Below are 24,143 nucleotides of genomic sequence, written 5' to 3'. Positions count from 1 at the left end.
AGGGCGGGATCAGCATGGCGAGCGTGCCCGAGATGGCGACGACGCCCGATGCCATGCGCTTGTCGTAGCCGTATTTCAGCATGGCCGGCAGCGAGGTCGAGGCGAGCGTGGCGGCGGATGCGGTCGAGGATCCGCAGATGGCGCCGAAGCCTGCGCCGGCGAGCGCGGTTGCGATGCCGAGCCCGCCGCGGACGCGGCCGAACCACGCGGCCGCGGCCTGGAACAGGTCGTCGGCGACGCCCGAGCGCAGCACGAATTCGGCCATCAAGAGGAACATCGGGATGGCGAGGAATTCATAGGACGAGGCGCTGTCCTTGGGCATGCTGGAGAGAATGCCGAGCAGCGCCGATCCGCCGCCGATCCAGTAGATGCCAAGCGCACCCGAGGCGATAAGGGTAAAGCCCACCGGCATCCCCAGCGCCAGCAGCACGAACATCAGGAGCAGGATGGTTCCGGTGATCATTCGTGATGCTCCTCGAGTTCGTTGCCATGTTCGATGACATGGGGGTCGCGGCCATGGACGATGAGCAGCGCGGCATGCAGCGCCATGCGCACCACCAGCAGGGCAAAGCCCAGCACGATGGGCAGGTAGGACATCCAGGCCGGCCAGGTGATGTAGCCGGGCAGGAATTCGTTGCGGCTGTAGGCATGGGCCATCTCGCTCCACGACCCGTAGGCGACGATGCCGAAGATCACCACGCCCAGCAGCGACCATGCCGCATCCAGCCGCGCCCGCAGGCGCGGGGCGATGAGATGGCGGAACAGGTCGATATTGATGTGGTCGCCGGCGGTGAAGGTGGCCGAGACCGCGAAATAGGTGCCGGCCAGCATCAGGTAATAGGTGATCAGCTCATAGGCCCAGGGCAAGGGCGCGTGCAGCGCATAGCGCGAGAACGCATCATAGGACACGATGAACATGATCAGGGTGACGGACAAGACTGCGAGCGACAGGCTAAGTCGCTCCAGCCAAGACAAGACGTTTCCCAACGAAACTCCCCCCTTGAAGCGGCCAGGCGCGGGGCATGGCCGGGTGATTGTGATTGATGCAGGGCTCCGATCGACTGGTCGGAAGGCAGCGGCCTCCGGTTCGCGGGCTGACGTCGTCCTGCGTCAGTTCCTTTCAAAAGCATGGAATGGCACGCCGGCGCCTTGCCGATCCTCCGACGGGCTGCGATCCCTTGCGCGATGCCACGCTCTCCCTGCTGCAAAAGCTACATGCGGGCAAGGTGATCCGTCAAGCAGAAATAAGTATCGCATAGCGAAATTACTTGCTGCCCGGACAAGCTGTCAGCCGACGGCCGCGGCGCGGCGAAGCCCGTCGATCTCCGCGGCCGAAAAGCCCCAGTCGCCGAGGATCTCGTCCGAATGCTGGCCGGGCCGCGCGGGCGGGCGCTGGATCGCGCCGGGCGTGCGGCTGAACCGCGGCGCCGGGGCGGGCTGGGTCACGCCCTCGATCTCGACGAAGGTGCCCCGCGCCCGCAGGTGCGGCGCCTGCGGCGCCTCGGAGAGCGACAGGACCGGCGTGATGCAGGCTTCCTTGCCGGCGGCCAGCGCCACCCATTCGTCGCGGGTCCGGGTCTTGAAGGCTTGGGCGAATTTCTCGCGCATCAGGGGCCAGCCCGACTGGTCGTGCTGGTCGGGCAGGCCGGCATCCTCCAGTCCCAGCAGCCTGACGGCATTGGCATAGAACCGTTCCTCGTTGGCGCCGATGCTGACATGCCTGCCGTCCGCAGTCTCATAGACGTTGTAGAAGGGCGCGCCGCCGTCCAGCCGGTTCACGCCGCGGCGGTCCTGCCAATAGCCCGCGGCATGGATGCCGTAGATCAGCCCCATCAGCGAGGCCGAGCCATCGACCATGGCCGCATCGACGACCTGGCCCTTGCCGGACCGGCGGGCCTCGATGATGCCGCTGAGCAGCCCCAGCGCCAGGTAGAGCGAGCCGCCGCCGAAATCCCCGGCCAGGTTCAGGGGCGGGACCGGCGCCTCGCCCGCACGGCCGATGGCGTGCAGCACGCCCGTCAGCGAGATGTAGTTGATGTCGTGCCCCGGCTCCTGCGCCAGCGGGCCGTCCTGGCCCCAGCCGGTCATGCGGCCGTAGACGAGGCGGGGGTTGACCGCCAGGCAGGCGTCGGGGCCGATGCCCAGCCGCTCGGCCGCGCCGGGGCGAAAGCCCTCGATCGCGGCATCGGCGCCGGCCACCAGCCGCATGACCGCCGCGATGGCCTCGGGCTTTTTCAGGTCCATGGCGATGCTGCGCTGGCCGCGGTTGAGCAGGTTGAAGCGCGGATCGACCGGCAAGCCGCCGTCGGTCGCGGTGAGGCGGTCGATGCGCACCACGTCGGCGCCCAGGTCCGACAGCAGCGCCCCGCAGAAGGGCGAGGGCCCGATGCCGCCCAGCAGAACGATCCTTACCCCGGCCAGCGGCCCCTTTGCTTGTGTCATGTCGCTATTCCCTTTGCTTTGCCGCAGGCCGCCAGGCCCGCGGGGTCAGATCACGTTTCGCGCGCGCAGTTCGGCGATGCGGGCGTCGTCCACGCCCAGCCAGCCATGCAGCACCTCGTCGGTATTCTCGCCAAGCGCCGGGGGCAGGCGGGTCTCGATGGGCGGCACGCCGGACATCTTCACCGGGTTGCCCACCACCTGCACCTTGCCCCAGACCGGATCGTCCAGCGTGACCAGCATCTCGCGCGCGGCGGCATGCGGGCAGTCGAACACGTCCTCGACATCGTTCACCGCCGCCGCCGGAACCCCCGCCGCCAGCAGCGTGTCCAGCGCCTCCCGCCGGGTGCGGGCCAGCAGCCAGGGCGAGATGGCGGCCGTCAGCGCCGCGTTCTCGCGGTTGCGCGACACGCCGTCCTTGAAGCGCGGATCGTCCTTGAGGCTGGGCATGCCGATCGCCTCGCAGAAGCGGTGCCAGATATGCTCGCCCAGCACCGCGATGACGATATAGCCGTCCTTCGTCTCGTAGCTGCCGAAGGGGGCGGTCACCGCATGCAGGCCCGGCGCGGATTTGGTCTTCTGGCCCGAATACATCGCCACCGAGATCTCGTTCAGGATCAGGCAGGCGTCGTAGAGCGAGATGTCGATCATCTGTCCCTTGCCGGTGCGCCCGCGCTGGATCAGCGCCAGAAGCGCGCCATAGGCGCCCAGGATCCCGGCCTCGATGTCGGCCAGCGAGAAGCCCAGGTAGGTCGGGCGGTCGCCCTGGCGTTCGGGCCGGTTCATCAGCCCGCTCAGCGCCTGGCCGACGATGTCGAAGGCGGGATAGTCGATGAAGGGGCTGGGCAGGACATGCTTTTGCCCAAAGCCGGAGATGGCGACATAGATCAGCTTGGGGTTGATCCGGCTCAACTCGGCATAGCCGATGCCCAGCCGGTCCATCACCCCGGCGCGCAGGTTCTCGACCACGATGTCGGCCTCTCTGGCCAGTTCGGTGAACAGCGCCTTGCCCTCGGGGTGCTTGAGGTCCAGCGTGATGCTTTTCTTGTTGCGGTTCGAGCGCAGCAGAGACAACCCGCGCGGGTTGCCCTGGGCGTCCTGCCGGACCGGGCTGGTCCGGCGGGCCATGTCGCCGCCGTCGCGGGTCTCGACCTTGACCACCTCGGCCCCGGCATCGGCCAGCCACATCGAGCAATAGGGCGCGGCCAGGAAATTCTCGACGGTCAGCACGCGGATGCCCTCCAGCGGGCGCATGCCCAGCATCGAGGAAAGTCCGGCAGCGGCGGTGTTCAGGTCGGTCATGGCGTCGTCTTTCGTTCTCTGCGCCCCTTGCGGGGCGGTTCAATCCGGCGGCGGCTTGCGGCCGTCAGAAGCGGACCTGCACCGATTTCGTCTCGGTATAGGCCATGATCGAATCGATGCCGAACTCGCGCCCGATCCCCGATTGCTTGAAGCCGCCGAAGGGCATCACCGGGTCGGTCTCGCCGAAGGTGTTGATCCAGACGCGGCCGGCGCGGATGGCGCGGGCGACCTTGTGGGCGCGGCCGATGTCGCGGGTCCAGATGCCGGCGGCCAGGCCATAGGTGCTGTCGTTGCCCTGGAAGACCGCGTCCTCTTCGTCCTTGAAGGGGATGATCGCCACGATCGGGCCGAAGATTTCCTCGCGCGCGATCTTCATCCGGTTGGTCACGCCGGAAAACACCGTGGGCGCGACGTAATAGCCGCGCTCGCCCAGGGTGCAGCCGCCGGTCATCAGGCTGGCGCCGTCCTGGTTGCCGGAATCGACATAGCCCATGATCCGCTGGCGCTGCGTGGCCGAGATCACCGGGCCCAGCTTGGTGTCGGTGTCGAAGGGCGAGCCGACCTTCAGCCCGCCGGCGATGCGGCTGATCTCCTGCGCGACCTCGTCATGGATGCTTTCATGCACGAAGAGCCGGCTGCCGGTCGAGCAGATCTGCCCGGAATTGCGGGTGAACCCGTTCACCGCCGCCGCGATGGCCTTGTCCATGTCGGCATCGGGAAAGATGATGTTCGGGGACTTGCCGCCCAGCTCCAGCGTCACGCGCTTGAAATTCCCGGCCGAGGCCAGCAGGATCGAGCGCCCGACCGCGGTCGAGCCGGTGAAGGACACCTTGTCGATGCCGGGATGTTCGGAAATCGCCGCGCCGACGGTCTGGCCATAGCCGGTCACGACGTTCAGCACGCCCGGCGGCAGCAGCCCGGTTTCCTGAGCCAGTTCCGCGATGCGCAGCGAGGTCAGCGAGGCCAGTTCCGAGGGTTTCAGCACCACGGTATTGCCGCAGGCCAAGGGCGGCGCGATCTTCAGCGCCACCAGCAGCAGCGGCACGTTCCAGGGGTTGATCTGGCCGCAGACCCCCACCGGCTCGCGCAGGGTATAGATGAAGTTCGAGGCATCGGTCGGGTTGGTGGTGCCCAGGATCTTGCTGGGCCAGCCGGCGTAATAGCGGATGGCGTCGATGCACATGTTTACCGCCGCGCCGCTGAACCAGGTCGGCATGCCGTTGTCGAGCGTCTCCAGCGCAGAAAGCTCGTCCTTGTGGCGCTCCACCGCATCGGCGATGGCCAGCAGCACGCGGGTGCGGGCATGGGGCGAGATGCCCTTCCATTCCGGCGCGTCGAAGGCGCGGCGCGCGGCGGCGACGGCGGCATCGACATCGGCCTTGTCGCCCTCGGCGATGCGGGCCAGCTCTTCCTCGGTCGCGGGGTTCAGCACCTCGATGGTCCTGCCCGATTGCGCCTCGACCCAGTTGCCGTCGATCAGCAGCTTCTTGGCGCCGCCGGCAAGCCACCGGCGCGCGGCCTTCATGCCGGGGTGTTCGGGGTGCAGATCGGCTTGGTTCGCGAGTGTCATCCTGTCCTCCCATGTTCGTCGGATGCGGGGCCTTGGCCGCCGCGGTGATCAGCGCCGGAGTGTCGAAGGCGGCTGCCTTGCGACAGATCCATGATCTCTCCCCAAGATCCTCCGGCCTGCTGCGAGCCGCGCCCGCCCGTGATCCTTGCCCGTGATCGGCGCGCAAACGGATGCGCCGGCGCTTGCGTTCTTGCGAATCGCATGCCCGACGATTTCCGCTTGATTGCAAGATTGCCTGTAGATATTCCGCTATGCAATACTAAATTCTGCAAAGTGAGGCGGGATTTCACTTGATCTTAGTTTTGCATTGCAGAAGATGATTTCGAAATATATGGTGATGAACGGGCGCCGGAATGATCCCGCGTTCCCTGCGGCCCGGATGGGATTCACCGGAAAAGTGACCCCGGAAAACGAAAGGGGCGTCTTCGGCGCCTCGGGGGGCGTGGAGGTTCAAGCGGAGGCATCATGTCCGAAGTGCAAGTCGAGAAACTGGAAGGCAGGGTGGGGCTGGTCCTGCTGAACCGTCCCGCCCGGCGCAACGCGCTGAGCATTTCCCTGCGCAAGGGCGTCGCGGATGCCGTCCAGGCGCTGGATGCCGACGACGACATCCGGGCCATCGTCATCGGCGGCGATGAAAGGGCCTTTGCGGCCGGGGCCGATCTTGGCGAACTGGCCGACATGGTGCCGCTGGACCCGCGGTTCGAGGATCTGGCGGTGATGCGCCGCGCCTGCGACGCCTGTGGCAAGCCGCTGATCGCGGCGGTGCGCGGCTATGCCCTGGGCGGCGGCTGCGAACTGGCGATGATGTGCGACCTGGTGGTAGCCGGGCAGGGGGCGATCTTCGCCCAGCCCGAGGTGCGGGTGGGCATCATGCCCGGCGCGGGCGGCACGCAGCGCTTCCTGCGGGCGGCCGGCAAGGCGCGGGCGCTGCGCTGGCTGCTGACGGGCGAGGCCTTCACGGCCGCGCAGGCCGAGGCCATGGGCATCGTTTCCGAAGTCGTGCCGGACGATCAGGTGATGGAACGCTCGGTCGTCCTGGCGCGCAAGATCGCGGCGCAGCCCGCCAAGGCGGTGACGGCGATCCGCGAGGCGATCCGCGCCGGCGACAATGCCCCGCTGGAGACCGCCCTGATGATCGAGAACCGGCTGTTCCAGATGCTTTTCGCCACCGCCGACCAGCGCGAGGGCATGGGCGCCTTCCTTGAGAAGCGCGAGCCGAGCTTTACCGGAAAATGATGGGGTTGCGATGACTTATTCTGTTTCTGGCCTGTCCGTCGTCGGGGTGATCGGCGCCGGCATCATGGGCGCAGGCATCGCGCAGGTGCTGGCGGCCAGCGGGTTTCAGACCGTGCTTTACGACACCCGCCCCGAGGCCCTGGCCAAGGCCCAGGCCGACATCCACGCCCGGCTGGACCGCCTGGCCGAAAAGGGCCAGATGGGCGCGCAGGACGCGGCCCATGCCAAGTCCCGCCTGCGCATCGCAAGCGACCTGGCCGATCTGGCCCCCGCGGGCCTGGTGATCGAGGCCATCGTCGAGAACCTCGAGGTCAAGCAGGCCCTGTTCCGGCAGCTGGAAGAGGTCGTGCCGGAAACGGCGGTGCTGGCTTCGAATACCTCGTCGCTGTCCATCGCCGCCATCGGCCGGGCCTGCCGGCATCGTCAGCGCATCTGTGGCATGCATTTCTTCAACCCCGTGCCGCTGATGAAGCTGGTCGAGGTCATCGCCGGCCCCGCGACCCGCCCGGAGGTCATGCAGCTGGCGACCGACCTGGTCGGCCGCATGGGCAAGGTCGCGGTGGTGGCCAAGGACGGGCCGGGCTTCCTGGTCAACCTGGGCGGGCGCGCCTTCTATACCGAGGCGCTGCATATCGAGGCCGAAGGCGTGGCCTCCCCCGAGCAGATCGACCGGATCATGACCGCGGGCTGCGGCTTTCGCATGGGGCCCTTCGCGCTGATGGACCTGACCGGCATCGACGTGAACTTTCCCGTCACCGGCTTCATCCACCAGGGCCATCAATACGACCCGCGCCTGAAGACCGCGCCGCGCCACGAGCGCATGTTCGAGGCCGGGCTTTACGGCCGCAAGGTGGGTCGCGGCTTCTACGACTATTCCGAAGGTGCGGCGAAGCCTGCCGCGCCCGAACCGCCCGAGCCGGGCCGTGCCCCCTTCCGCGCCCATGTCGCCGAGGCGCATCCGGGCTTCGATGCGCTGGCCGCGCGCGGGCTGGAAAGTGCCGCTGACGCCGACCCGATCCTCGTCAGCCCCTGGGGCGAGGATGCGACCACCGTCGCCGCCCGCCTGCGCCTGCCGGCCGAGCGGGTGGTGGCGGTGGATTTCTCGGGCGCCGAGCGCGGCGTGCTGACGCTGATGACGCCGCCGGTCGCCTCGACCGCGCTGCAACCCGTCGCCGAGTGGCTGGCCGCCGTCGGCTACCGGGTCGAGATCGTGCAGGATTCGCCCGGCTTCGTCGCGCAGCGCATCCTGGCGATGATCGTGAACCTGGGCTGCGAAATGGCCCAGACCGGCGTCGGCTCGCCCGCCGACATCGAGACCGCGATGAAGCTGGGGCTGAACTATCCCTTCGGCCCCCTGGAGCTGGGCGACCGGATCGGTGCGGGCAAGGTGCTGGAGACGCTGGAAAACCTGCAAGCCGTCACCGGATCGGACCGCTATCGCCCCAGCCTGTGGCTGCGCCGCCGCGCATTCCTGGACCTGCCTTTGCAGGCCCGGCCGTAAACCGTCATTCAGGAGGAGACCCGAATGAAACCCATCCGCTCGCTGCTTTTCGTCCCCGGCAACAAGGAATCCATGCTGGAGAAAGGCGCCAAGGCCGGCGCCGACGCGCTGATCCTCGATCTCGAGGATTCGGTGCCCCATGCCGAGAAACAGGCCGCCCGCGCCCTGGTCGCCGGCAAGATCCCGGAGCTGGTCGCGCAGGGCCATCGCATCTGGGTGCGCATCAACCGCAGCGCGCATATCTACGACCTCGACGACATCCTGGCCGTGGTGCAGCCGGGCGTCGAGGGGCTGGTGATCTCGAAGCCCTGGGGCCCCGAGGACATCCACATGGCATCGTGCATGATCGCCGAGGCCGAGGCGCGGGCGAATATCGAGATCGGCACCGTCAAGCTGATCCCGCTGCTGGAGACCGCGCGCTCGATGCAGCTGTGCTTCGAGATCGCCGAGCATCCGCGCGTCGCGGCCATCGTCGGCGCCACCGCCAAGAATGCCGACATGGCCCGTGCCCTGCGCTTCGTCTGGACCGCCGACGGGCGCGAGTCGGATTACCTGAAATCGCGCGTCGTCATGGCCGCCCGCGCCGCCGGCAAGCAGCCGATCGGCGGCATCTGGCAGCAGATCAAGGATCTGGAGGGGCTGGAAAAGGCCTCCAGGCTGGACCGCCAGCTGGGCATGTCGGGCGAGCTGGTGCTGCACCCGATGCAGGTCGAGACGGTGAACCGCACCTATACCCCCGATGCCGACGAGGTCGCCTATTACCAGGGCATGATCGACGCGCTGGACGCGGCGATGGCGCAGGGCCGCGCCTCGGTCATGTATGACGGCGAGCATATCGACATCGCCCATGTGAAAACCGCGCGCGAGATCATCGAACTCGCCGGCTCGTTCAAGTAATCCAACGAAAGGAACCCACCATGTCGCATCAAGTCGATTACGCCGCCCTCGCCACCGGGAAATGGTATGAGGATCTGGAGCCGGGCCTGGTGATCAAGAGCGCGATCACCCGCACCGTGACGGAAACCGACAACCTGCTGTTCAGCGCGCTGACGCATAACTCGGCCTGGCTGCACCTGGACGAGGAATATTGCAAGACGCAGATGTTCAAGACCCGGATCGTGAACAGCATGTTCACGCTGTCGCTGCTTTGCGGCATCCAGGTCGCCGACGTCACGCTGGGCACGACGCTGGCGAACCTGGGCTTTTCCGACATCAAGTTCCCCAAGCCCGTGTTCTTCGGCGACACGATCTATGTCGAGACCGAAGTCCTGGGCCGGCGCGAATCGAAGTCGCGCCCCGATGCCGGCATCGTCGATTTCGAGCATCGCGGCATCAACCAGCGCGGCGAGACGGTCGCCGTCCTGCGCCGCCAGGGCCTGATGTCCAAGCGCCCGGCAAAGGCCGCCTGAGATGGGCGATTACCGGGACATCCTCTATGAGGTCGAGGCCGGGGCGGCCACCATCACCATCAACCGCCCCGAGGTGATGAACGCCTTTCGCGCCCAGACCGTCGAGGAGATGATCCACGCCTTCACCCGCGCCGGCGCCGACAGGAATGTCGGCGTCATCGTGCTGACCGGCGCGGGCAGCCGCGCCTTTTGCACCGGCGGCGACCAGTCGGCGCATGGCGAGGGTGACGGCGACGGCTATGGCGGGCGCGGCGTGATCGGCGTGCCGGTCGAGGATCTGCAATCGCTGATCCGCGACGTGCCGCAGCCGGTCATCGCCAAGGTGCGCGGCTATGCCATCGGCGGCGGCAACGTGCTGGCGACGCTTTGCGACATGACCATTGCGTCCGAGAACGCGGTCTTCGGCCAGGTCGGTCCCAAGGTCGGCTCGGTCGATCCCGGCTTCGGCACCGCCTATCTGGCCCGCATCGTCGGCGAGAAGAAGGCGCGCGAGATCTGGTACATGTGCCGCCGCTACAAGGCGCAGGACGCGCTGGCGATGGGGCTGGTGAATGCCGTTGTCCCCGACGACCAGCTGGACGCCGAGGTGCGCCGGTGGTGCGACGAGATCATGGGTCACAGCCCCACCGCCATCGCCATCGCCAAGCGCAGCTTCAACGCCGACAGCGAGAACATCCGCGGCATCGGCGCCTTGGGGATGCAGGCGCTGAGCCTTTACTACCGCACCGAGGAATCCAAGGAGGGCGGCCGCGCCTTTCGCGAAAAGCGCAAGCCGGACTTCCGGCAATGGTAGGGCGGTAAAGGCAGCGCATGACGGCGATGATGGATGAGAGCCTGCCGCCCATGGCCTCGCGGCAGGGTGGCGGGCCCTGGGGCTTCCTGCTGACGGTGTTCATCGGCTGCATGAACAACGCGCCCTTGATGACGGCCCGGCTGATCCTGCCGATGATCGCCATGCAGGCGGGCGCGAGCCCCGGCTTCGTGGGGCTGATCGCCGCCATGTTCACCGCCTTGCCCATCGTCTTCAACGTGGGTTTCGGGCGGTGGGTGGATCGCTCGGGAACGCTGGTGCCGATGGTGCTGGCCTCGCTGCTGATCGGCGTCGCCAGCCTGCTGCCGAACCTGTGGGGCCGGCCGGCGATGCTGCTGGCCATGGCTGGGCTGATCGGCTGCGGCACGGTGTTTTCCCATGTGGCCACCACCCGCGCCGTGGGCGAGATCGGCCCGCCCGAACAGCGCACCCGCAACCTGGGCCTGCTGATCGCGGCCTATTCGGTGTTCCAGTTCGTCGGCCCCATGGTCGCGGGCGTCACGCTGGAGCATTACGGCAAGGACTGGGCGGTGCTGTCGATCGGCGCCTTCGCCGTCCTGGCGCTTTGCGGGCTGATGCTGCCGGGGCATCTGTTCACGTGCTGGACCACCTTGCGCGACGCGGCCGCGGCCCGGCCCCGCATCCGCGAACTGGTGCGGGTGCCCAGCCTCATGCGCTGGCTGGCGGTCAGCAGCGTGACCAGCAGCGTGGTGACGATCTTTCCCTTCATCGTCGCCCTGCACGCGGCCGAGATCGGCATGTCGGCCTCGCAGGCCGGGCTGGCGCTTGGCGCCTTCGCCATCGGCACCGTGGTCTCGCGGCTGCTGACCGGGCCGATCAGCCGCCATGTCCGGGCGCATGTCGCGATCTCGGCCATGCTGGGGGTCGGCGCCATCCTTTACGCCGCGCTGCCGGCCATGGCGGGCTCTGCCTCCTTTGCCGCGCTCAATGCCGCCCTGGGCCTGGTGCTGGGCATGAGCGTGCCTTTCGTGCTGAGCGTGATCTATTCGGTCGCGCCGCCGCGCCGGGTGAACGAGGCCATCGGCCTGTCGATGACCCTGACCAATGTCATCCAGACGCTGATGCCGCTGGGGCTGGGGTTGCTTGCGGCCCGGCTGGGCGGCGCGGTCATGTCCTGGATGCTGGCCCTGCTGATGCTGGGGGCGATAGGGCTGTCGCGAAAGCCATGAGGAACCGCCCGCATCCACCTGATCTTGCATGAAGGACACGCAGACATGACGACCATTCTCGACGGTATCCGGGTGCTGGATTTCGGCCGCTACATCGCCGGGCCGTTCTGCGCCGCCATGCTGGGCGACATGGGGGCCGAGGTGATCCGCATCGAGCCCCCCGCAGGCGCCGACGACCGCTACCTGATGCCGGTGACGCCCGAGGGCGAGGGCGCGCTGTTCCTGCAGTCGAACCGCGGCAAGCGGTCGCTGACGCTGGACCTGACCAGGGACGAGGGCCGCGCGCTGGCCCGCCGGCTGGTCGAGACGGCGGACGTGGTGATCGCCAACGCCCCGCCCGCCGCGCTGGCGCAGCAGGGGCTGGACTACGACAGCCTGCGCGCCGTCAAGCCCGACATCATCCTGACTGTGGCGACGGCCTGGGGGATGAGTGGCCCGAACCGCAATGCCAGCGGCTTCGACGGCACCGGGCAGTCGGTCAGCGGCGCGATCTGGCTGTCGGGCCAGCCGGGCCAGCCGTTCCGTGCCGCGACCTCCTATGTCGATTACGGCACCGCGATCAGTTGCGCCTATGGCACGCTGGGCGCGATCATCCGCAAGCTGCGCACGGGGCAGGGCAGCCTGGTCGAGACCTCGCTGATCGGCACGGCGCTGACCATGACCACGCCGATGCTGATGGAGGAAGCCACCGGCGCCCGCAGCCGGGTGCCGACCGGCAACCGCAGCCCCATCGCCGGGCCCTCGGACCTGTTCGCGGCCAGGGACGGCTGGGTGCTGACCCAGGTGATCGGGCAAGGCATGTTCCGCCGCTGGGCCAGGCTGGTCGGGCGCCCCGAATTGCTGGACGATCCGCGCTTTGCCACCGACATCCTGCGCGGCGACAATGGCGAGGAACTCAGCCGCATCATGGGCGCCTGGTGCGCGACCCGCACGGTCGAGGAATGCCTGGCGGCGCTGCAGGCCGCGCGCATCCCGGTCACGCGGCTGCTGCGCCCGGCGCAGGTGCTGGAACCCGAGTTCGGCCTGGCCGAAGGGTTCCTGAACTGGATGGATCACCCGGCCTTGCCGGGCCCGCTGCCCGTCGCCCGGCCGCTGGCGACGGTCACGGGCATGGACGCGACCGCGGTCCGCCCCGCCCCGGCGCTTGGCGCGCATACGGATGAACTGCTGGGCCAGCTGGGGATTTCCGAAGCCGAGATCGCCCGGCTCAGAAGCGACGGCATCGTCTAGGAAGGGGCAGGGCGCCCGGCCCTGCCCGATGCTTCAGCGCTGGCCCGGCAGGATGCGGTTCACCGCCGACACCACCGCGGCCAGCGAGGCGGCGACGATATTGCTGTCGATCCCGACGCCCCAGGTTTTGCCCTGCGGATGCTCGATCACCATGTAGCACACCGCATTCGCATCCGACCCGCCCGAGATCGAATGCTCGGAATAATCCGCCACGGTGATCTCGGTGCCGAGCCAGGTTGACAGGGCATGCACGAAACCATCGACCGGCCCCGTGCCCGAGCCCGAGATCTTGACCGGATTGCCCCGGTCCAGGATCGTGGCCTCGACCAGGCGGCGATGCCCCTTGTCGGCCGACATGGCGGGGATGGTGACGTGGTCGACGAATTTCAGCCGTCCCGCCGGCTGGTCGACATAATGCCGGGTGAAAAGGCCGTGGATCTGCTCCGAGGTCAGCTCGGTCCCCTCGGCATCGGTCACGGCCTGCACCTCGCCGGCGAATTCGACCTGCAGCCCGCGCGGCAGGTGGAAGCCATAGTCGGCCTGCATGACATAGGCGATGCCGCCCTTGCCCGATTGCGAGTTGATGCGGATGATCGCCTCGTAGCTGCGGCCCAGGTCCTGCGGGTCGATGGGCAGGTAGGGCACCTCCCATTGCGGCTTGTTGGCCTTGCGCAGCGCCTTCATCCCCTTGTTGATCGCATCCTGGTGTGAACCGGAAAAGGCGGTATAGACCAACTCGCCGACATAGGGGTGACGCTCGCCCACCGGCATCTGGTTGGAATATTCGTAGACGTCCTTGAGCCGGTTGATGTCGCTGCAATCCAGCCCCGGATCGACGCCCTGCGTGTACATGTTCAGCGCCAGCGTCACCAGGTCGACGTTCCCCGTCCGCTCGCCATTGCCGAAGAGCGTGCCCTCGACCCGCTCGGCCCCGGCCATCAGCGCCAGTTCCGTGGCGGCGACGGCGGTGCCGCGGTCGTTGTGCGGATGCAGCGACAGCGTGATCGAATCGCGGCGGTCGAGATTGCGCCCCATCCATTCGATGGCGTCGGCATAAAGGTTCGGCGTCGACATCTCGACGGTGGCGGGCAGGTTCAGGATCAGCTTGCGCTCGGGCGTGGGCCGGACGATCTCGGTCACGGCGTTGCAGATCTCCAGCGCCACCTCCAGTTCGGTGCCGGTGAAGCTTTCGGGCGAATATTCGAACTGGAAATCGCCGCCGGCCTTCGCCGCCATGTCGGTGATCAGCTTGGCGGCGTCGGTGGCGATCTGCTTGATGCCGGCCACGTCCTTTTCGAACACCACCCGGCGCTGCAGTTCGCTGGTCGAGTTGTAGAAATGCACGATGGGCGATCTGGCGCCTTCCAGCGCCTCGAAGGTGCGGGCGATCAGTTCGGGCCGGCACTGGACCAGCACCTGCATGCGCACGTCCTCGGGCACGTTGCCATGCTCGATCGCCCAGCGGGTGAAGCCGAAATCGGTTTCGGAGGCCGAGGGGAAGCCGATCTCGATCTCCTTGAAGCCCATGTCGAGCAGCAGGGCCAGCATCCGCGCCTTGCGGTCCTGGCCCATCGGGTTCACCAGCGCCTGGTTGCCGTCGCGCAGGTCGACGGAACACCAGGTGGGCGGCTGGGTGATCCGCTTGTCCGGCCAGGTGCGGTCGGCCAGTTCGATGCGGGGATAGGGTTCGTATTTGACCGGGGCGTTGGCCATGCCGGCCGGTGCGCTTGCTGGCGCGGTCATCTGCATTCCTCCGAGGCGGTATTCATCTTTTCCCTTGCGATCATACGCCAAGACCGGCGTTTTGCACGGCGGAATCGGCCCAGGGCCATCGGCGCGATCCTGCCGGGTAACGCGGCCGTTTTCAAGGACATGGCCGTAATCCGCAAGGGAAAGCGCGATTTCGGCATTCTGTTCGATCGGCAGGGTGCCACGCCCATGCCGGCGAACTCGCGGATCGGATGCGCCACCCCGTCGGCTCGTCCAGCGCAAGAGCCACAGCGCCGAGATCAGCGCGCGGATGATGGCGACCATCTGGCTGCCGCGGAAGATGCCGGCCACGGTCGAAAGCCGCTCGCGCAGTTCGCGAAAACGGCTCCTGCGCGCTGGACATCCCGCGCCACGTCCTCGCGATCCGGCGCAATCTGGCGCTGGCCAGTGTGGTCGCCGAGCAGATCGGCGGCCGGTTCATCGCAGGCCGAGCCTGGGGGGCCGGGGCGAAGGTGCCGCCCCGGCTTGCGGTTCACGCGACCCGCTTGAAGATCGCGGTCAGGCCTTGGCCGCCGCCGATGCACATGGTTTCCAGCCCGTATTGCGCCTCGCGCCGGCGCATCTCGCGCAGCATGGTGGTCAGGATGCGCACCCCGGTCGCGCCGACCGGATGGCCCAGCGAAATGCCCGAGCCGTTGACATTCATCCGCTCGAAATCCGCCTTGCCGAAGCCCCATTCGCGGGTGCAGGCCAGGGCCTGGGCGGCGAAAGCCTCGTTCAGCTCGATCAGGTCGATGTCCTTCATCTCCAGCCCGGCGCGGGCCAGCGCCCTGGCGGTCGAGGGCACCGGGCCGATGCCCATGCGATGCGGCTCGACCCCGGCCACGGCCCATGTCACCAGCTCGCCATAGGGGCGCAGGCCCAGCTTTTCGGCGGTGTCGATGTCGGTGACGACGCAGACCGCCGCGCCGTCGTTCTGGCCGCTGGCATTGCCGGCCGTCACCGTCGATTCGGGGTCCGAGCCCAGCATCACCGGCCTGAGCGAGGCCAGCTTTTCCAGGGTCACGTCGGGGCGGACATGTTCGTCGCGGTCCAGCACGATCTCGCCCTTGCGCTTGTCCTTGACCGTGACCGGCACGATTTCCTCGGCGAAGCGGCCGTCATCGGCCGCGGCGGCCGCGCGCAGATGCGAGTTCACCGCCAGCTCGTCCTGCTCCTCGCGCGGGATCGCATATTCGCGGCGCAGGTTCTCGGCCGTCTCCAGCATGCCGCCCGGCACCGGATAGCGATAGCCGCCCGAGGTGACGCGGCCGCGCGCCAGCCGGTCATGCAGCTGCGCCGGGCGGCCACCGGTGCCCCAGCGCATGTCCTCGGTGTAATATTCGGCGCGGCTCATGCTTTCGCAGCCGCCGGCCAGCACGATCTCGGCCGCGCCGGTCTGCACCCGCATGGCCGCGTCGATCACCGCCTGCAGGCCCGAGCCGCAGCGGCGGTCGATCTGGATGCCCGGCGTGCGGATCGGCAGGCCGGCGTCCAGCGCCACGACCCGGCCGATCGCCGGCGCCTCGCCATTGGGATAGCACTGGCCGAAGATCACGTCGTCGATCCTTTCCGGGTCGATGCCGGTGCGGGCCAGCACCGCCTCGATCACCGTCCGGCCCAGATGCGTGGCCGGAACGCCCTTGTACATGCCGCCATAGCCGCCCACCGCCGTGCGCACCGGCTCGCAAATCACAACCCGTTTCATCGCTTGTTCTTTCTCCTGACGCTTGTCTGGCCTGCGATTGCCACTGCAGGCCGTTGCCGCTCCCGAATTCCCTGGCCGCGATGGCGGGGCGCCCTTTCCGTCTGTCCGGCGGCAACTGCGCCCTTGCCACGGCTCGAAGAATAAACTATAGAACGAAATCATCTTCCGCAATACGAAATATAAATCGTGCCGCGGAGGGCGTGATCGCGGCATTTCCGGCAGAGAATCAGGCGTCCTGCGCCGGTGCATCCGCCAAGCCGGGCCGCGAAGCCCGGATCGTTCATCGCGGCCTCGCGCCGCTTCTTTTGGGAGGATTCGTCCTATGGCGAACAAGAAATTGCGCACCCCGCTTTGCGACCTGCTGAACATCGAGGTGCCGATCCTTCAGGCCGGCATGGGCGGGGTCGCCTTCGGCCCGCTGGCCGCGGCCGTGTCCAAGGCGGGCGGGCTTGGCACCATCGCCGCGATCTCGCCCACGCCGGCGCGGGTCGAGGAAGAGATCAAGCTGGTGCGCAGCATCACCGACAAGCCGCTCTGCGTCGACATCGGCTTTCCCGCCCGCGCGCCCAAGGATCTGTCCGAGGTCCAGCTGGACAAGATGCCCGAGCCGCTGGAACGGCTGCAAAAGGAGATCGAGGAACTGGGCGTCGAGGTGAAGCCCGTCGACGACCAGGCCATGAGCATCGAGGACGCCAAGGAAAAGCTGGAGATCTGCTTCCGTCACAAGGTCGAGGTGGTGGCCTGCGCGCTCGGCACGCCGAAATGGGCGGTCGAGGCCTGCCATGAAAACGGGGCCAAGGTGATCAGCGTTGTCGGCTCGGCCCGCCATGCCCGTTCGGCCATCCGCAACGGCGCCGACGTGGTGGTGGTGCAGGGCACCGAGGGCGGCGGCCATACCGGCGACGTGGGCCTGAACACCCTGCTGGCCGAAGTGCTGGAATTCGCTACCGTCCCGGTGGTGGCGGCGGGCGGCATCGTCAACGGCGCGCAGATCGCCGGCCTTCTGACCGCGGGGGCGCAGGGCGTCTGGGTCGGCACCCGCTTCATCGCCACCCCGGAATCGAGCGTGGGCCCGAACTACAAGCAGTCCATCGTCGAGGCCGATTACGACCAGACCATCCGCTCGCTGCTGTTCGACGGCCTCTACGTCCGCCAGATCAAGAACCGCTACACCGAGGTCTGGGAAGGCCACGAGGACGAGATGCTGCCCTATCCCTTGCAGCGCAAGGCGCAGGGTCCGGTGCGCTTTGCCGCCGCCGCGGCCGACCTCAAGGACCACCAGGCGCTGCCGGCGGGGCAGGGGTCCAGCGTGATCCGCGACATCCTGCCCGCGGGCGCGGTGCTGGAGCGGCTGGTCGAGGAAACCGTGGCGCAGCTTTCGAGCCTGCAAAACCGGGTTCAGTTCGGCTGAGAAACAGGCATCGTTCCGGCCGCGGGGATCGCGCGGCCGGAACGGGCATCGAGCGAAGGGGGGATTATCTTGACCGAACAGACTGCGACCGCGCCGCGCCCGCTGGAAGGGGTGCGGGTTCTCGACCTGACCGTTGCGCTGGCGGGGCCTTACGGCACGCTGCTGCTGGCGGGGCTGGGGGCCGAGGTCATCAAGATCGAGGCGCCTCAGGGCGGCGACATCGCCCGCTTCAACCCGCCCTTCCACGGCAAGGACGGCATCCATTTCGACGCGCTGGAGGATGGCGACATCTCGCTGTCGATCCTTGCCCGCGCGCGCTCGAAGAAATCGGTCTCGCTGGATCTCAAGACCGACGACGGCCGGCGCATCTTCCACGAACTGGTCAAGCATGCGGATGTGGTCTTCGAGAACCTCAGCGACGGCGTGGTCGAGCGGCTGGGCGTCGATTACGAGACGCTGCGCAAGATCAACCCGCGCATCGTCTACGGCTCCGTCACCGGGCTGGGCCGGCCCAGCCTTTATCCCGGCGTCAAGGCCATGGACATCACCGTGCAGGCGCTGAGCGGGGCGATGGACACCACCGGCTACCAGGACGGCCCGCCCATGCGCTTCGGCCTGCCGATCAGCGACCTGCTGGCGCCGCTTTACGCGGTGATCGGGGTGCAGGCGGCGCTGCGCCAGCGCGACCGGACGGGCAAGGGCCAGCATGTCGTCGTCTCGATGCTGGAATGCCTCAGCTCGCTGCTGGCCTTCGAGCATTTCGACGTGTTCCAGCGCCACGGCTTCCCGGCGCGGTCCGGGAATTATCACAACCGGCTGACGCCCTTCGGCGTCTATGCGACCCGCGACGGCCATGTCTCGATCGCCGCGGCCAACGATGCCTGGACGCGCTCGATCTTCGAGGCGATGGGCCGGCCGGAGCTGATCGAGGATCCGCGCTTTGCCTCGCGCGGGCCCAGGGCGACGAATGCGGACGTGCTGAACCGGCTGATCGAGGACTGGACCAGCCAGCACAGCTCGGAGGAGGTGATCCGCATGCTGGCGACCGAACGCAGCGTGCCCTGCGTGCCGGTGCGCACGGCGCTGGAAAGCCTGTCCGACCCCGCGCTCTTCGCCGCCGGCACCCTGCAGCAGCTGGAACATCCGGTGGACGGCAAGATCGACGCCGTCGGGGGCGGGGTGCCGATCCACATGTCGGGTTCCGCCGTGGGGCTGGAACGGCCGGCGGCGCTGCTGGGATCGGACAATGCCGGGGTGCTGGGGCAGTTGCTGGGGCTGGATGATGCCGCCCTGGCCGAACTCAAGGCGCGCAAGGTGATCTGATCTTGCGCCAGGGGGGCGCGCCGGCTTGCGAGCGCCCCCATGGCGACCATCCCGGTCCCGGACCAGCAGGCGATCCGGGACGCGGCGCTGCGGATCGCGTCGAAATTCGGCCCCGACTGCTGGCCGGAACGTGGTCGCTAGGGTTGCTTCCCCGAGGTCTTCGGCGCCTGTGCGGCGGCGGCTGGGCATCGCCATGCCCGAGGCCTATGGCGGGGCCGGGATCGGCATCACCGAGGCGGCGGTCTTTTGCGCCATGGCGGAAGCGGGCGGCGCGGTGCAGGCGGTCTTTGACCGGCCCATCGGCCAGAACAAGGGCATCCGGCATCCCTTGGCGCAGAACTGGGCGAAGCTGATGATGCTGCATGCCGCAAGGCTGTGGGATGAAGGCAAGCCCTGCGGTTTCAAAGACGAATGCGGCGAAGCTTCTGGCCTTGCAGGCGGCGGTGGCGACCTGCCAGAACGCGATGCTGACCCATGGCGGCTAGAGCTATGCCAAGGAATACCATGTCGAGCGCTTCATGCGCGAGGTCATGATCCTTTATATCGCCCCGATCACCCCGCAGCTCATTCTGTCCAACATCGTCGAGAAGAGACTCGGCCTGGCGAAGTCGTATTGAGGGCACCGCCCGCCGGGGCGGCCAGCGGGATTCCCAGGGCATACCATAATTTCGTATTGCAAAATTAAATTCCTAAAAGTAGATTTGCGCGAGGGCGCGGCGCAGGGCCGCGCATGGGGAATTCGCAAGATCGATGTGCTGGCCGCAGGGGTGTCCCCCGGCAGACCGGGCATGGCTTGCAAGGGGGGAGGGGAAACCATGTCTTTCAGTCTGTTGGATGTCCGGGACCGGCTTGGGGTGCAACCGGGGCGCATGTTCATCGGCGGCAGGTGGGTGGACTGGGACGGTCCGCGCTTCGACCAGGTCAGTCCCGCGACCAACGAGGTGATGACCAGCTTTGCCGAGGCCGGTCGGCGCGGCGTGGACATGGCCGTCGCCGCCGCCCGCCGGGCCTTTGACGAAGGGCCCTGGCCGCGCATGGCGGCGCAGGACCGCAAGCGCATGCTGCAGCGCATCATCGAACGCATCTACGACGCCGAGGAGGAGCTCGCGCAGCTGCAGACGCTGGACAACGGCATTCCCTATCATTTCAGCCGCAGCTCGCGCCTGTCGGGCAAGGCCTGCGCCGACATCTTCGACCATTACGCCGGCTGGATCGACAAGATCACCGGCGAGACCTATCCGCAATTCTCGGACGCCTCGAACTTCCATTACATGAGCTTTCGCGAGCCGGTGGGCGTCGCCGGGCTGATCACCGCCTGGAACGCGCCGCTGGCGATGTTCGCGATGAAGGCGGGGCCGGCGCTGGCCTGCGGCTGCACCGTGGTGCTGAAACCGTCCGAGAACACCAACCTCGCCGCCACGCGGCTGGCGCAGATCCTTGCCGAAAGCGACCTGCCCGAGGGCGTGTTCAACTTCGTCACCGGCGCGGGCGAGACCGGCGCGGCGCTGGCCGGCCATCCCGGCGTGGACAAGGTCAGCTTCACCGGCTCGGCCGCGGTGGGCGAACGGATCGCCAATGCCAGCGGGCTGAACATGAAGCGGCTGTCGCTGGAACTGGGCGGGAAAAGCGCGGGCATCGTCTTTCCGCAGGCGCGCAGCGTCGCGGGGGCGGCGACCACGCTGTTGGGGCTGTGTTCCACCTTCCTGTCGGGGCAGGTCTGCTCGACCTCCAGCCGGGCGCTGGTGCATGTCTCGGTGCTGGACGAATTCGTCCACCACGCGACCGAGCAGGTCAGGAACGTCCGCTTCGGCAATCCCTTCGACGCCGCCACCACCTCGGCGCCGATGATCACCAGGGCGCATCTGGAACGCGTGCTGGGCTTCGTCGAAAGTGGCAAGGCCGAGGGCGCGACGCTGGCCTTCGGCGGCGACCGGCCCGGCGGCGAGCTGGCGAACGGCAACTGGGTCAACCCGGCCATGTTCGTGGGCGTGACCAACGACATGCGCATCGCCCGCGAAGAGATCTTCGGCCCGGTCCTGTCGGTCATCCCCTTCGAGACCGAGGAAGAGGCGATCCGCATCGCCAACGACAGCGAATACGGGCTGGCCGGGACGCTCTGGACCGCCGACGTGACGCAGGCCTTCCGAGTGGCGCGCGCCATCCGCTCGGGCTCGGTCGGCATCAACGGCTATGCCAGCATCCCCAACGCGCCGATGGGCGGCGTCAGGCGCTCGGGCATCGGGCGCGAGGGCGGCTGGCCGGCCATCGAGGCCTTCACCGAACTGAAGACCATTAATTTCAATCTCGACATCTGACGGGGAGAACCGGGACATGCGCCTCAAGGACAAGCGCGCCATCGTGACCGCCGCCGCCTCGGGCATGGGCGCCGCCGGCTGCAAGCTTTTTGCGCAGGAAGGCGCGACCGTCGCGGTGGTCGACATCCACCCCGAGCGGACGCAGGCGGTGGTGGACGAGATCCTGGCAGCGGGCGGCAAGGCCAGGGGCTTCATCGCCGACCTGTCCAGGCCCGAGGAATGCGGCCGGGTGATCCGCGAGGCCGCCGATTGGCTGGGCGGGCTGGACCTGCTCTAGGCCCATGCCGGCACGCCCGGCCCCGCGCAATTCGAGGAGATGGAGAAGGCGGATTACGACTTTACCGTCAACCTGAACCTGACCTCGGCGGTGCAATGCGCCGCGGCGGCCGGCCCGCTGATGCGCCAGCGCGGCGGCGGCTCGATCCTGTTTACCTCGTCGGTGGGCGGGCTGGTCGGCTCGATGATGGCCCCGATCTATTCCATGGCGAAATTCGGCGTGATCGGCCTGACCATGTCGCTGGCGCAGCGCTATGCCGCGGACGGCATCCGCGTGAACGCGATCTGCCCCGGCCCGGTGGACACGCCGATGCTGCCCTTGTTCTTCGGCCGCAAGGGCGACGAGGACAAGACCGAGGAGAACCGCCAGAAGCTGATGGCCATCGTGCCGATGGGCCGCGCCGCGCAACCCATCGAGATCGCGCATGGCGCGCTGTGGCTGCTGTCGGACGACGCGTCCTTCGTCACCGGCATCGCGCTGCCGGTGGACGGCGGCTACACCTGCCGCTGACGGGATGGGGGACGACATGATCTGGCAAGGACGAACCGACAGGCTGTTCATCGGCGGCGAATGGGTGGCACCCAGTTCCGGCACCTTCGTCGAGGTGATCTCGCCCATGACTGAAGAGCCGGTCGCCAGCGTGGTCTCGGGCGACAGGGCCGATGCCGACCGCGCCGTGGCCGCCGCCCGCATGGCCTTCGACCACGGCCCCTGGCCGCGCATGGCGCTGGCCGAGCGGATCGAGGTGCTGGCCCGGCTGCGCGACCTGATCGCCGAGCGGCAGGATCTGATCGCCAGGCTGGTCACGGCTGAGAACGGCTGCCCGATCAGCACCTCGCAATGGATGCAGGCCGCCGGCCCCAGGGTGCTGATGGACGTGTTCTTCGACCTGGCGCCGCAATACCCGTTCAGCGACCTGCGCCACACGCCGCTTGGCAACGGGCTGGTGCTGCGCGAGCCGATGGGCGTGGTCGCCGCCGTGGTGCCCTGGAACGCGCCGCTGCTGCTGGCGATCCTGAAGATGACTCCGGCGCTGCTCTGCGGCAATACCGTCATCCTCAAGCCGGCGCCGGAAACCCCGGTCAACGCCTATCTGCTGGCCGAGCTGGTGCAACAGGCCGGGCTGCCGCCGGGCACGGTCAACGTGCTGCCCGCCGACCGCGAGACCAGCGAATACCTGTGCCTGCATCCGGGCGTGGACAAGGTCAGCTTCACTGGCTCGACCGCCGCCGGGCAGCGCCTGGGCGGGCTTTGCGGGCAGGAGATCCGCCGTATCACGCTGGAGCTGGGCGGCAAGTCGGCGGCGATCATCCTCGACGATGCCGATATCCCCAAAGCGGTCGAGAACCTGCGCCTTGCCTCCTTGCGCAATTCGGGGCAGGTGTGCAGCAACAAGACCCGGATCCTGGTGCCGCGGCGGCGCCGCGACGAAATCCTGGATGCCCTGACGGCCATGGTCGGCACCATGCCGGTAGGGGACCCGATGGACCCGGCGACCGAGATCGGCCCGATGGTCAGCGCCCGCCAGCGCGACCGGGTCGAGGGCTATGTCGCCAGGGGCAGGGCCGAGGGCGCGACGCTCGTCCTCGGCGGCGGCCGCCCCGGCCACCTGGGCCACGGCTGGTTCGTCGAGCCGACGATCTTCGCCGACGTCGACCAGAACGCGACCATCGCGCAGGAAGAGATCTTCGGCCCGGTCCTCGCCGTGCTGAACTACGACAGCGAGGACGAGGCGGTGGCCATCGCCAATAATTCGCAATACGGGCTGCACGGCTCGGTCTTTTCGGGCGACGACGGCCATGCGGTCGCGGTCGCACGCCGCATCCGCACCGGCTCGGTCGACATCAACGGCGCCGGGGCGGGGTTCTACTCTCCGCTCGGCGGCTTCAAGAAGTCCGGCATCGGCCGCGAGGCGGCGATCGAGGGCTTCGACGCCTATGTCGAGATGAAATCCATCGGCCTGCCCGCAGCTTACGCGGAAACCTTCGCCTGACCGCGGCATTTTCGGAAGAGACGACCATGCCCCGCCTGACCCCCTCGACACCGGCCCCGACGCGTGCCGTCCCGGTCGCCGGCGCCGCGAAGAGAATCCCGCGGAAGCTGGCGCATAGGCAGATCACCGCCTTTCCTGCGGGCCCCGGCGCTTTCGATGCGGACCCGGCCGCAAGATGCCCGTGCCGCAATGGCCCAGGTGGGCGCCAGCGGTCGGCGCAATCCCTGCCGATGGTTGGACGCCGAGATCCAGGCCATGAGCGACAGGCTGGTCATGGGGGATGGCTTCAGCATCACCAGCCTCTTCGCCGAGCGGGCCGCGTCATGGAAAGGGCAGGCCGACAAGATCGCCGACTACGGGTTGGTGGGCGACCTGTTCAGCCTGGTGCCGGAACTGACCGGCAAGCTCTGAACTTCTCTGTTCCGCAAATACTCCGGGGGGAGCGCCCCAGCGGCCCCATCGAGGGGCCGCAGGGGCGCGGGGGGCAGAGCCCCCCGACCCGCGCCCCGCAACCGCCACCAGCCAGCCAGGGAGGCCGAGCCATGTCCGAAGTTGAACGCGAGTCGATGGAATACGACGTTGTGATCGTCGGCGGCGGCCCGGCGGGGCTGTCGGCGGCGATCCGGCTGAAGCAGGTGAACCCGGAGCTTTCGGTGGTGCTGCTGGAGAAGGGCTCGGA

General features: G+C 68.0%; 21 protein-coding genes and 1 pseudogene. 15 read left to right on the top strand and 7 right to left on the bottom strand.

Annotated elements, in window-relative coordinates; translation table 11 throughout:
- The 5 genes from IT40_RS22670 to IT40_RS22650 form a co-directional block, all read right to left on the bottom strand.
- A partial coding sequence (locus tag IT40_RS22670) for a TRAP transporter large permease subunit (protein ID WP_036759982.1) occupies nt 1-463 on the bottom strand: 463 nt, incomplete at its 3' end.
- On the bottom strand, nt 460-975 hold the full coding sequence (locus IT40_RS22665; RefSeq protein WP_147278962.1) for a TRAP transporter small permease: 516 nt from the start codon (nt 973-975) through the stop codon (nt 460-462). The genes IT40_RS22665 and IT40_RS22670, both read right to left, overlap by 4 nt.
- A gap of 312 nt (nt 976-1,287) precedes the next feature.
- On the bottom strand, nt 1,288-2,442 hold the full coding sequence (locus tag IT40_RS22660; protein WP_036759980.1) for a CaiB/BaiF CoA transferase family protein: 1,155 nt from the start codon (nt 2,440-2,442) through the stop codon (nt 1,288-1,290).
- 45 nt (nt 2,443-2,487) lie between these two features.
- A complete protein-coding gene (locus IT40_RS22655; RefSeq protein ID WP_052096237.1) occupies nt 2,488-3,741 on the bottom strand; it encodes a CaiB/BaiF CoA transferase family protein in 1,254 nt (417 codons plus the stop codon).
- Between the two features lie 64 nt (nt 3,742-3,805).
- Complete coding sequence (locus IT40_RS22650; protein ID WP_036759979.1) at nt 3,806-5,311, bottom strand: aldehyde dehydrogenase family protein; 1,506 nt, start codon at nt 5,309-5,311, stop codon at nt 3,806-3,808.
- Nucleotides 5,312-5,776: 465 nt separating this feature from the next.
- Between IT40_RS22650 and IT40_RS22645 the strand changes: the two genes are divergently transcribed.
- From IT40_RS22645 to IT40_RS22615, 7 genes are read left to right on the top strand one after another with little or no spacing between them, the layout of a single operon-like run.
- Nucleotides 5,777-6,547 carry an enoyl-CoA hydratase-related protein gene (locus IT40_RS22645; RefSeq protein WP_036759977.1) on the top strand — a complete coding sequence of 257 codons (771 nt, stop codon included), beginning with the start codon at nt 5,777-5,779 and terminating at the stop codon, nt 6,545-6,547.
- 10 nt (nt 6,548-6,557) lie between these two features.
- A complete protein-coding gene (locus IT40_RS22640) occupies nt 6,558-8,048 on the top strand; it encodes a 3-hydroxyacyl-CoA dehydrogenase (RefSeq protein ID WP_036759976.1) in 1,491 nt (496 codons plus the stop codon).
- 24 nt (nt 8,049-8,072) lie between these two features.
- Nucleotides 8,073-8,945, top strand: a complete 873-nt coding sequence (locus tag IT40_RS22635; protein ID WP_036759974.1) for an HpcH/HpaI aldolase/citrate lyase family protein — start codon at nt 8,073-8,075, stop codon at nt 8,943-8,945.
- Between the two features lie 20 nt (nt 8,946-8,965).
- On the top strand, nt 8,966-9,457 hold the full coding sequence (locus IT40_RS22630) for a MaoC family dehydratase (protein WP_052096235.1): 492 nt from the start codon (nt 8,966-8,968) through the stop codon (nt 9,455-9,457).
- A 1-nt stretch (nt 9,458) separates the two neighbouring features.
- Nucleotides 9,459-10,250 (top strand): enoyl-CoA hydratase-related protein, encoded by a 792-nt coding sequence (locus IT40_RS22625; protein ID WP_036759973.1) that lies wholly within the window; start codon nt 9,459-9,461, stop codon nt 10,248-10,250.
- A gap of 17 nt (nt 10,251-10,267) precedes the next feature.
- Nucleotides 10,268-11,458, top strand: coding sequence for an MFS transporter (locus tag IT40_RS22620; RefSeq protein WP_036759972.1), 1,191 nt, complete (start codon nt 10,268-10,270; stop codon nt 11,456-11,458).
- Nucleotides 11,459-11,503: 45 nt separating this feature from the next.
- Nucleotides 11,504-12,688, top strand: coding sequence for a CaiB/BaiF CoA transferase family protein (locus IT40_RS22615; protein ID WP_036759971.1), 1,185 nt, complete (start codon nt 11,504-11,506; stop codon nt 12,686-12,688).
- A gap of 33 nt (nt 12,689-12,721) precedes the next feature.
- Here the strand turns inward: IT40_RS22615 and leuA are convergent, their stop codons facing one another.
- Together leuA and IT40_RS22605 are read right to left on the bottom strand one after the other, a co-directional pair.
- Entirely contained in the window at nt 12,722-14,431 is a 1,710-nt protein-coding gene (gene leuA / locus IT40_RS22610) for a 2-isopropylmalate synthase (RefSeq protein ID WP_036759985.1), read from the bottom strand.
- Nucleotides 14,432-14,930: 499 nt separating this feature from the next.
- The gene (locus IT40_RS22605; protein ID WP_036759970.1) at nt 14,931-16,145 is read right to left on the bottom strand and encodes an acetyl-CoA C-acetyltransferase; all 1,215 of its coding nucleotides are present in this window, start codon (nt 16,143-16,145) and stop codon (nt 14,931-14,933) included.
- A 322-nt stretch (nt 16,146-16,467) separates the two neighbouring features.
- Here IT40_RS22605 and IT40_RS22600 point away from each other — a divergent pair, with 322 nt between their 5' ends.
- The 8 genes and pseudogenes from IT40_RS22600 to IT40_RS28955 form a co-directional block, all read left to right on the top strand.
- Entirely contained in the window at nt 16,468-17,556 is a 1,089-nt protein-coding gene (locus IT40_RS22600; protein ID WP_036759969.1) for an NAD(P)H-dependent flavin oxidoreductase, read from the top strand.
- 69 nt (nt 17,557-17,625) lie between these two features.
- Nucleotides 17,626-18,879, top strand: a complete 1,254-nt coding sequence (locus IT40_RS22595) for a CaiB/BaiF CoA transferase family protein (protein WP_036759968.1) — start codon at nt 17,626-17,628, stop codon at nt 18,877-18,879.
- A 193-nt stretch (nt 18,880-19,072) separates the two neighbouring features.
- Complete coding sequence (locus tag IT40_RS28960; protein ID WP_147307340.1) at nt 19,073-19,564, top strand: hypothetical protein; 492 nt, start codon at nt 19,073-19,075, stop codon at nt 19,562-19,564.
- Between the two features lie 130 nt (nt 19,565-19,694).
- A complete protein-coding gene (locus tag IT40_RS22585; protein WP_036759967.1) occupies nt 19,695-21,194 on the top strand; it encodes an aldehyde dehydrogenase family protein in 1,500 nt (499 codons plus the stop codon).
- Nucleotides 21,195-21,210: 16 nt separating this feature from the next.
- Nucleotides 21,211-21,981 (top strand): annotated as a pseudogene (locus IT40_RS29755) (SDR family NAD(P)-dependent oxidoreductase).
- 16 nt (nt 21,982-21,997) lie between these two features.
- A complete protein-coding gene (locus tag IT40_RS22575) occupies nt 21,998-23,464 on the top strand; it encodes an aldehyde dehydrogenase (protein WP_036759983.1) in 1,467 nt (488 codons plus the stop codon).
- A 255-nt stretch (nt 23,465-23,719) separates the two neighbouring features.
- Nucleotides 23,720-23,875, top strand: a complete 156-nt coding sequence (locus IT40_RS22570; RefSeq protein WP_157034099.1) for a hypothetical protein — start codon at nt 23,720-23,722, stop codon at nt 23,873-23,875.
- Between the two features lie 131 nt (nt 23,876-24,006).
- On the top strand, nt 24,007-24,143 hold a 137-nt coding region (locus tag IT40_RS28955; RefSeq protein ID WP_157034098.1), incomplete at its 3' end, for an FAD-dependent oxidoreductase.

It is taken from the genome of Paracoccus versutus (assembly GCF_000763885.1).
Taxonomy (GTDB): Bacteria; Pseudomonadota; Alphaproteobacteria; order Rhodobacterales; family Rhodobacteraceae; genus Paracoccus; species Paracoccus versutus.
Note: the sequence above shows the minus strand (reverse complement) of the source record. Positions and strands in the feature narration are given on the sequence as shown.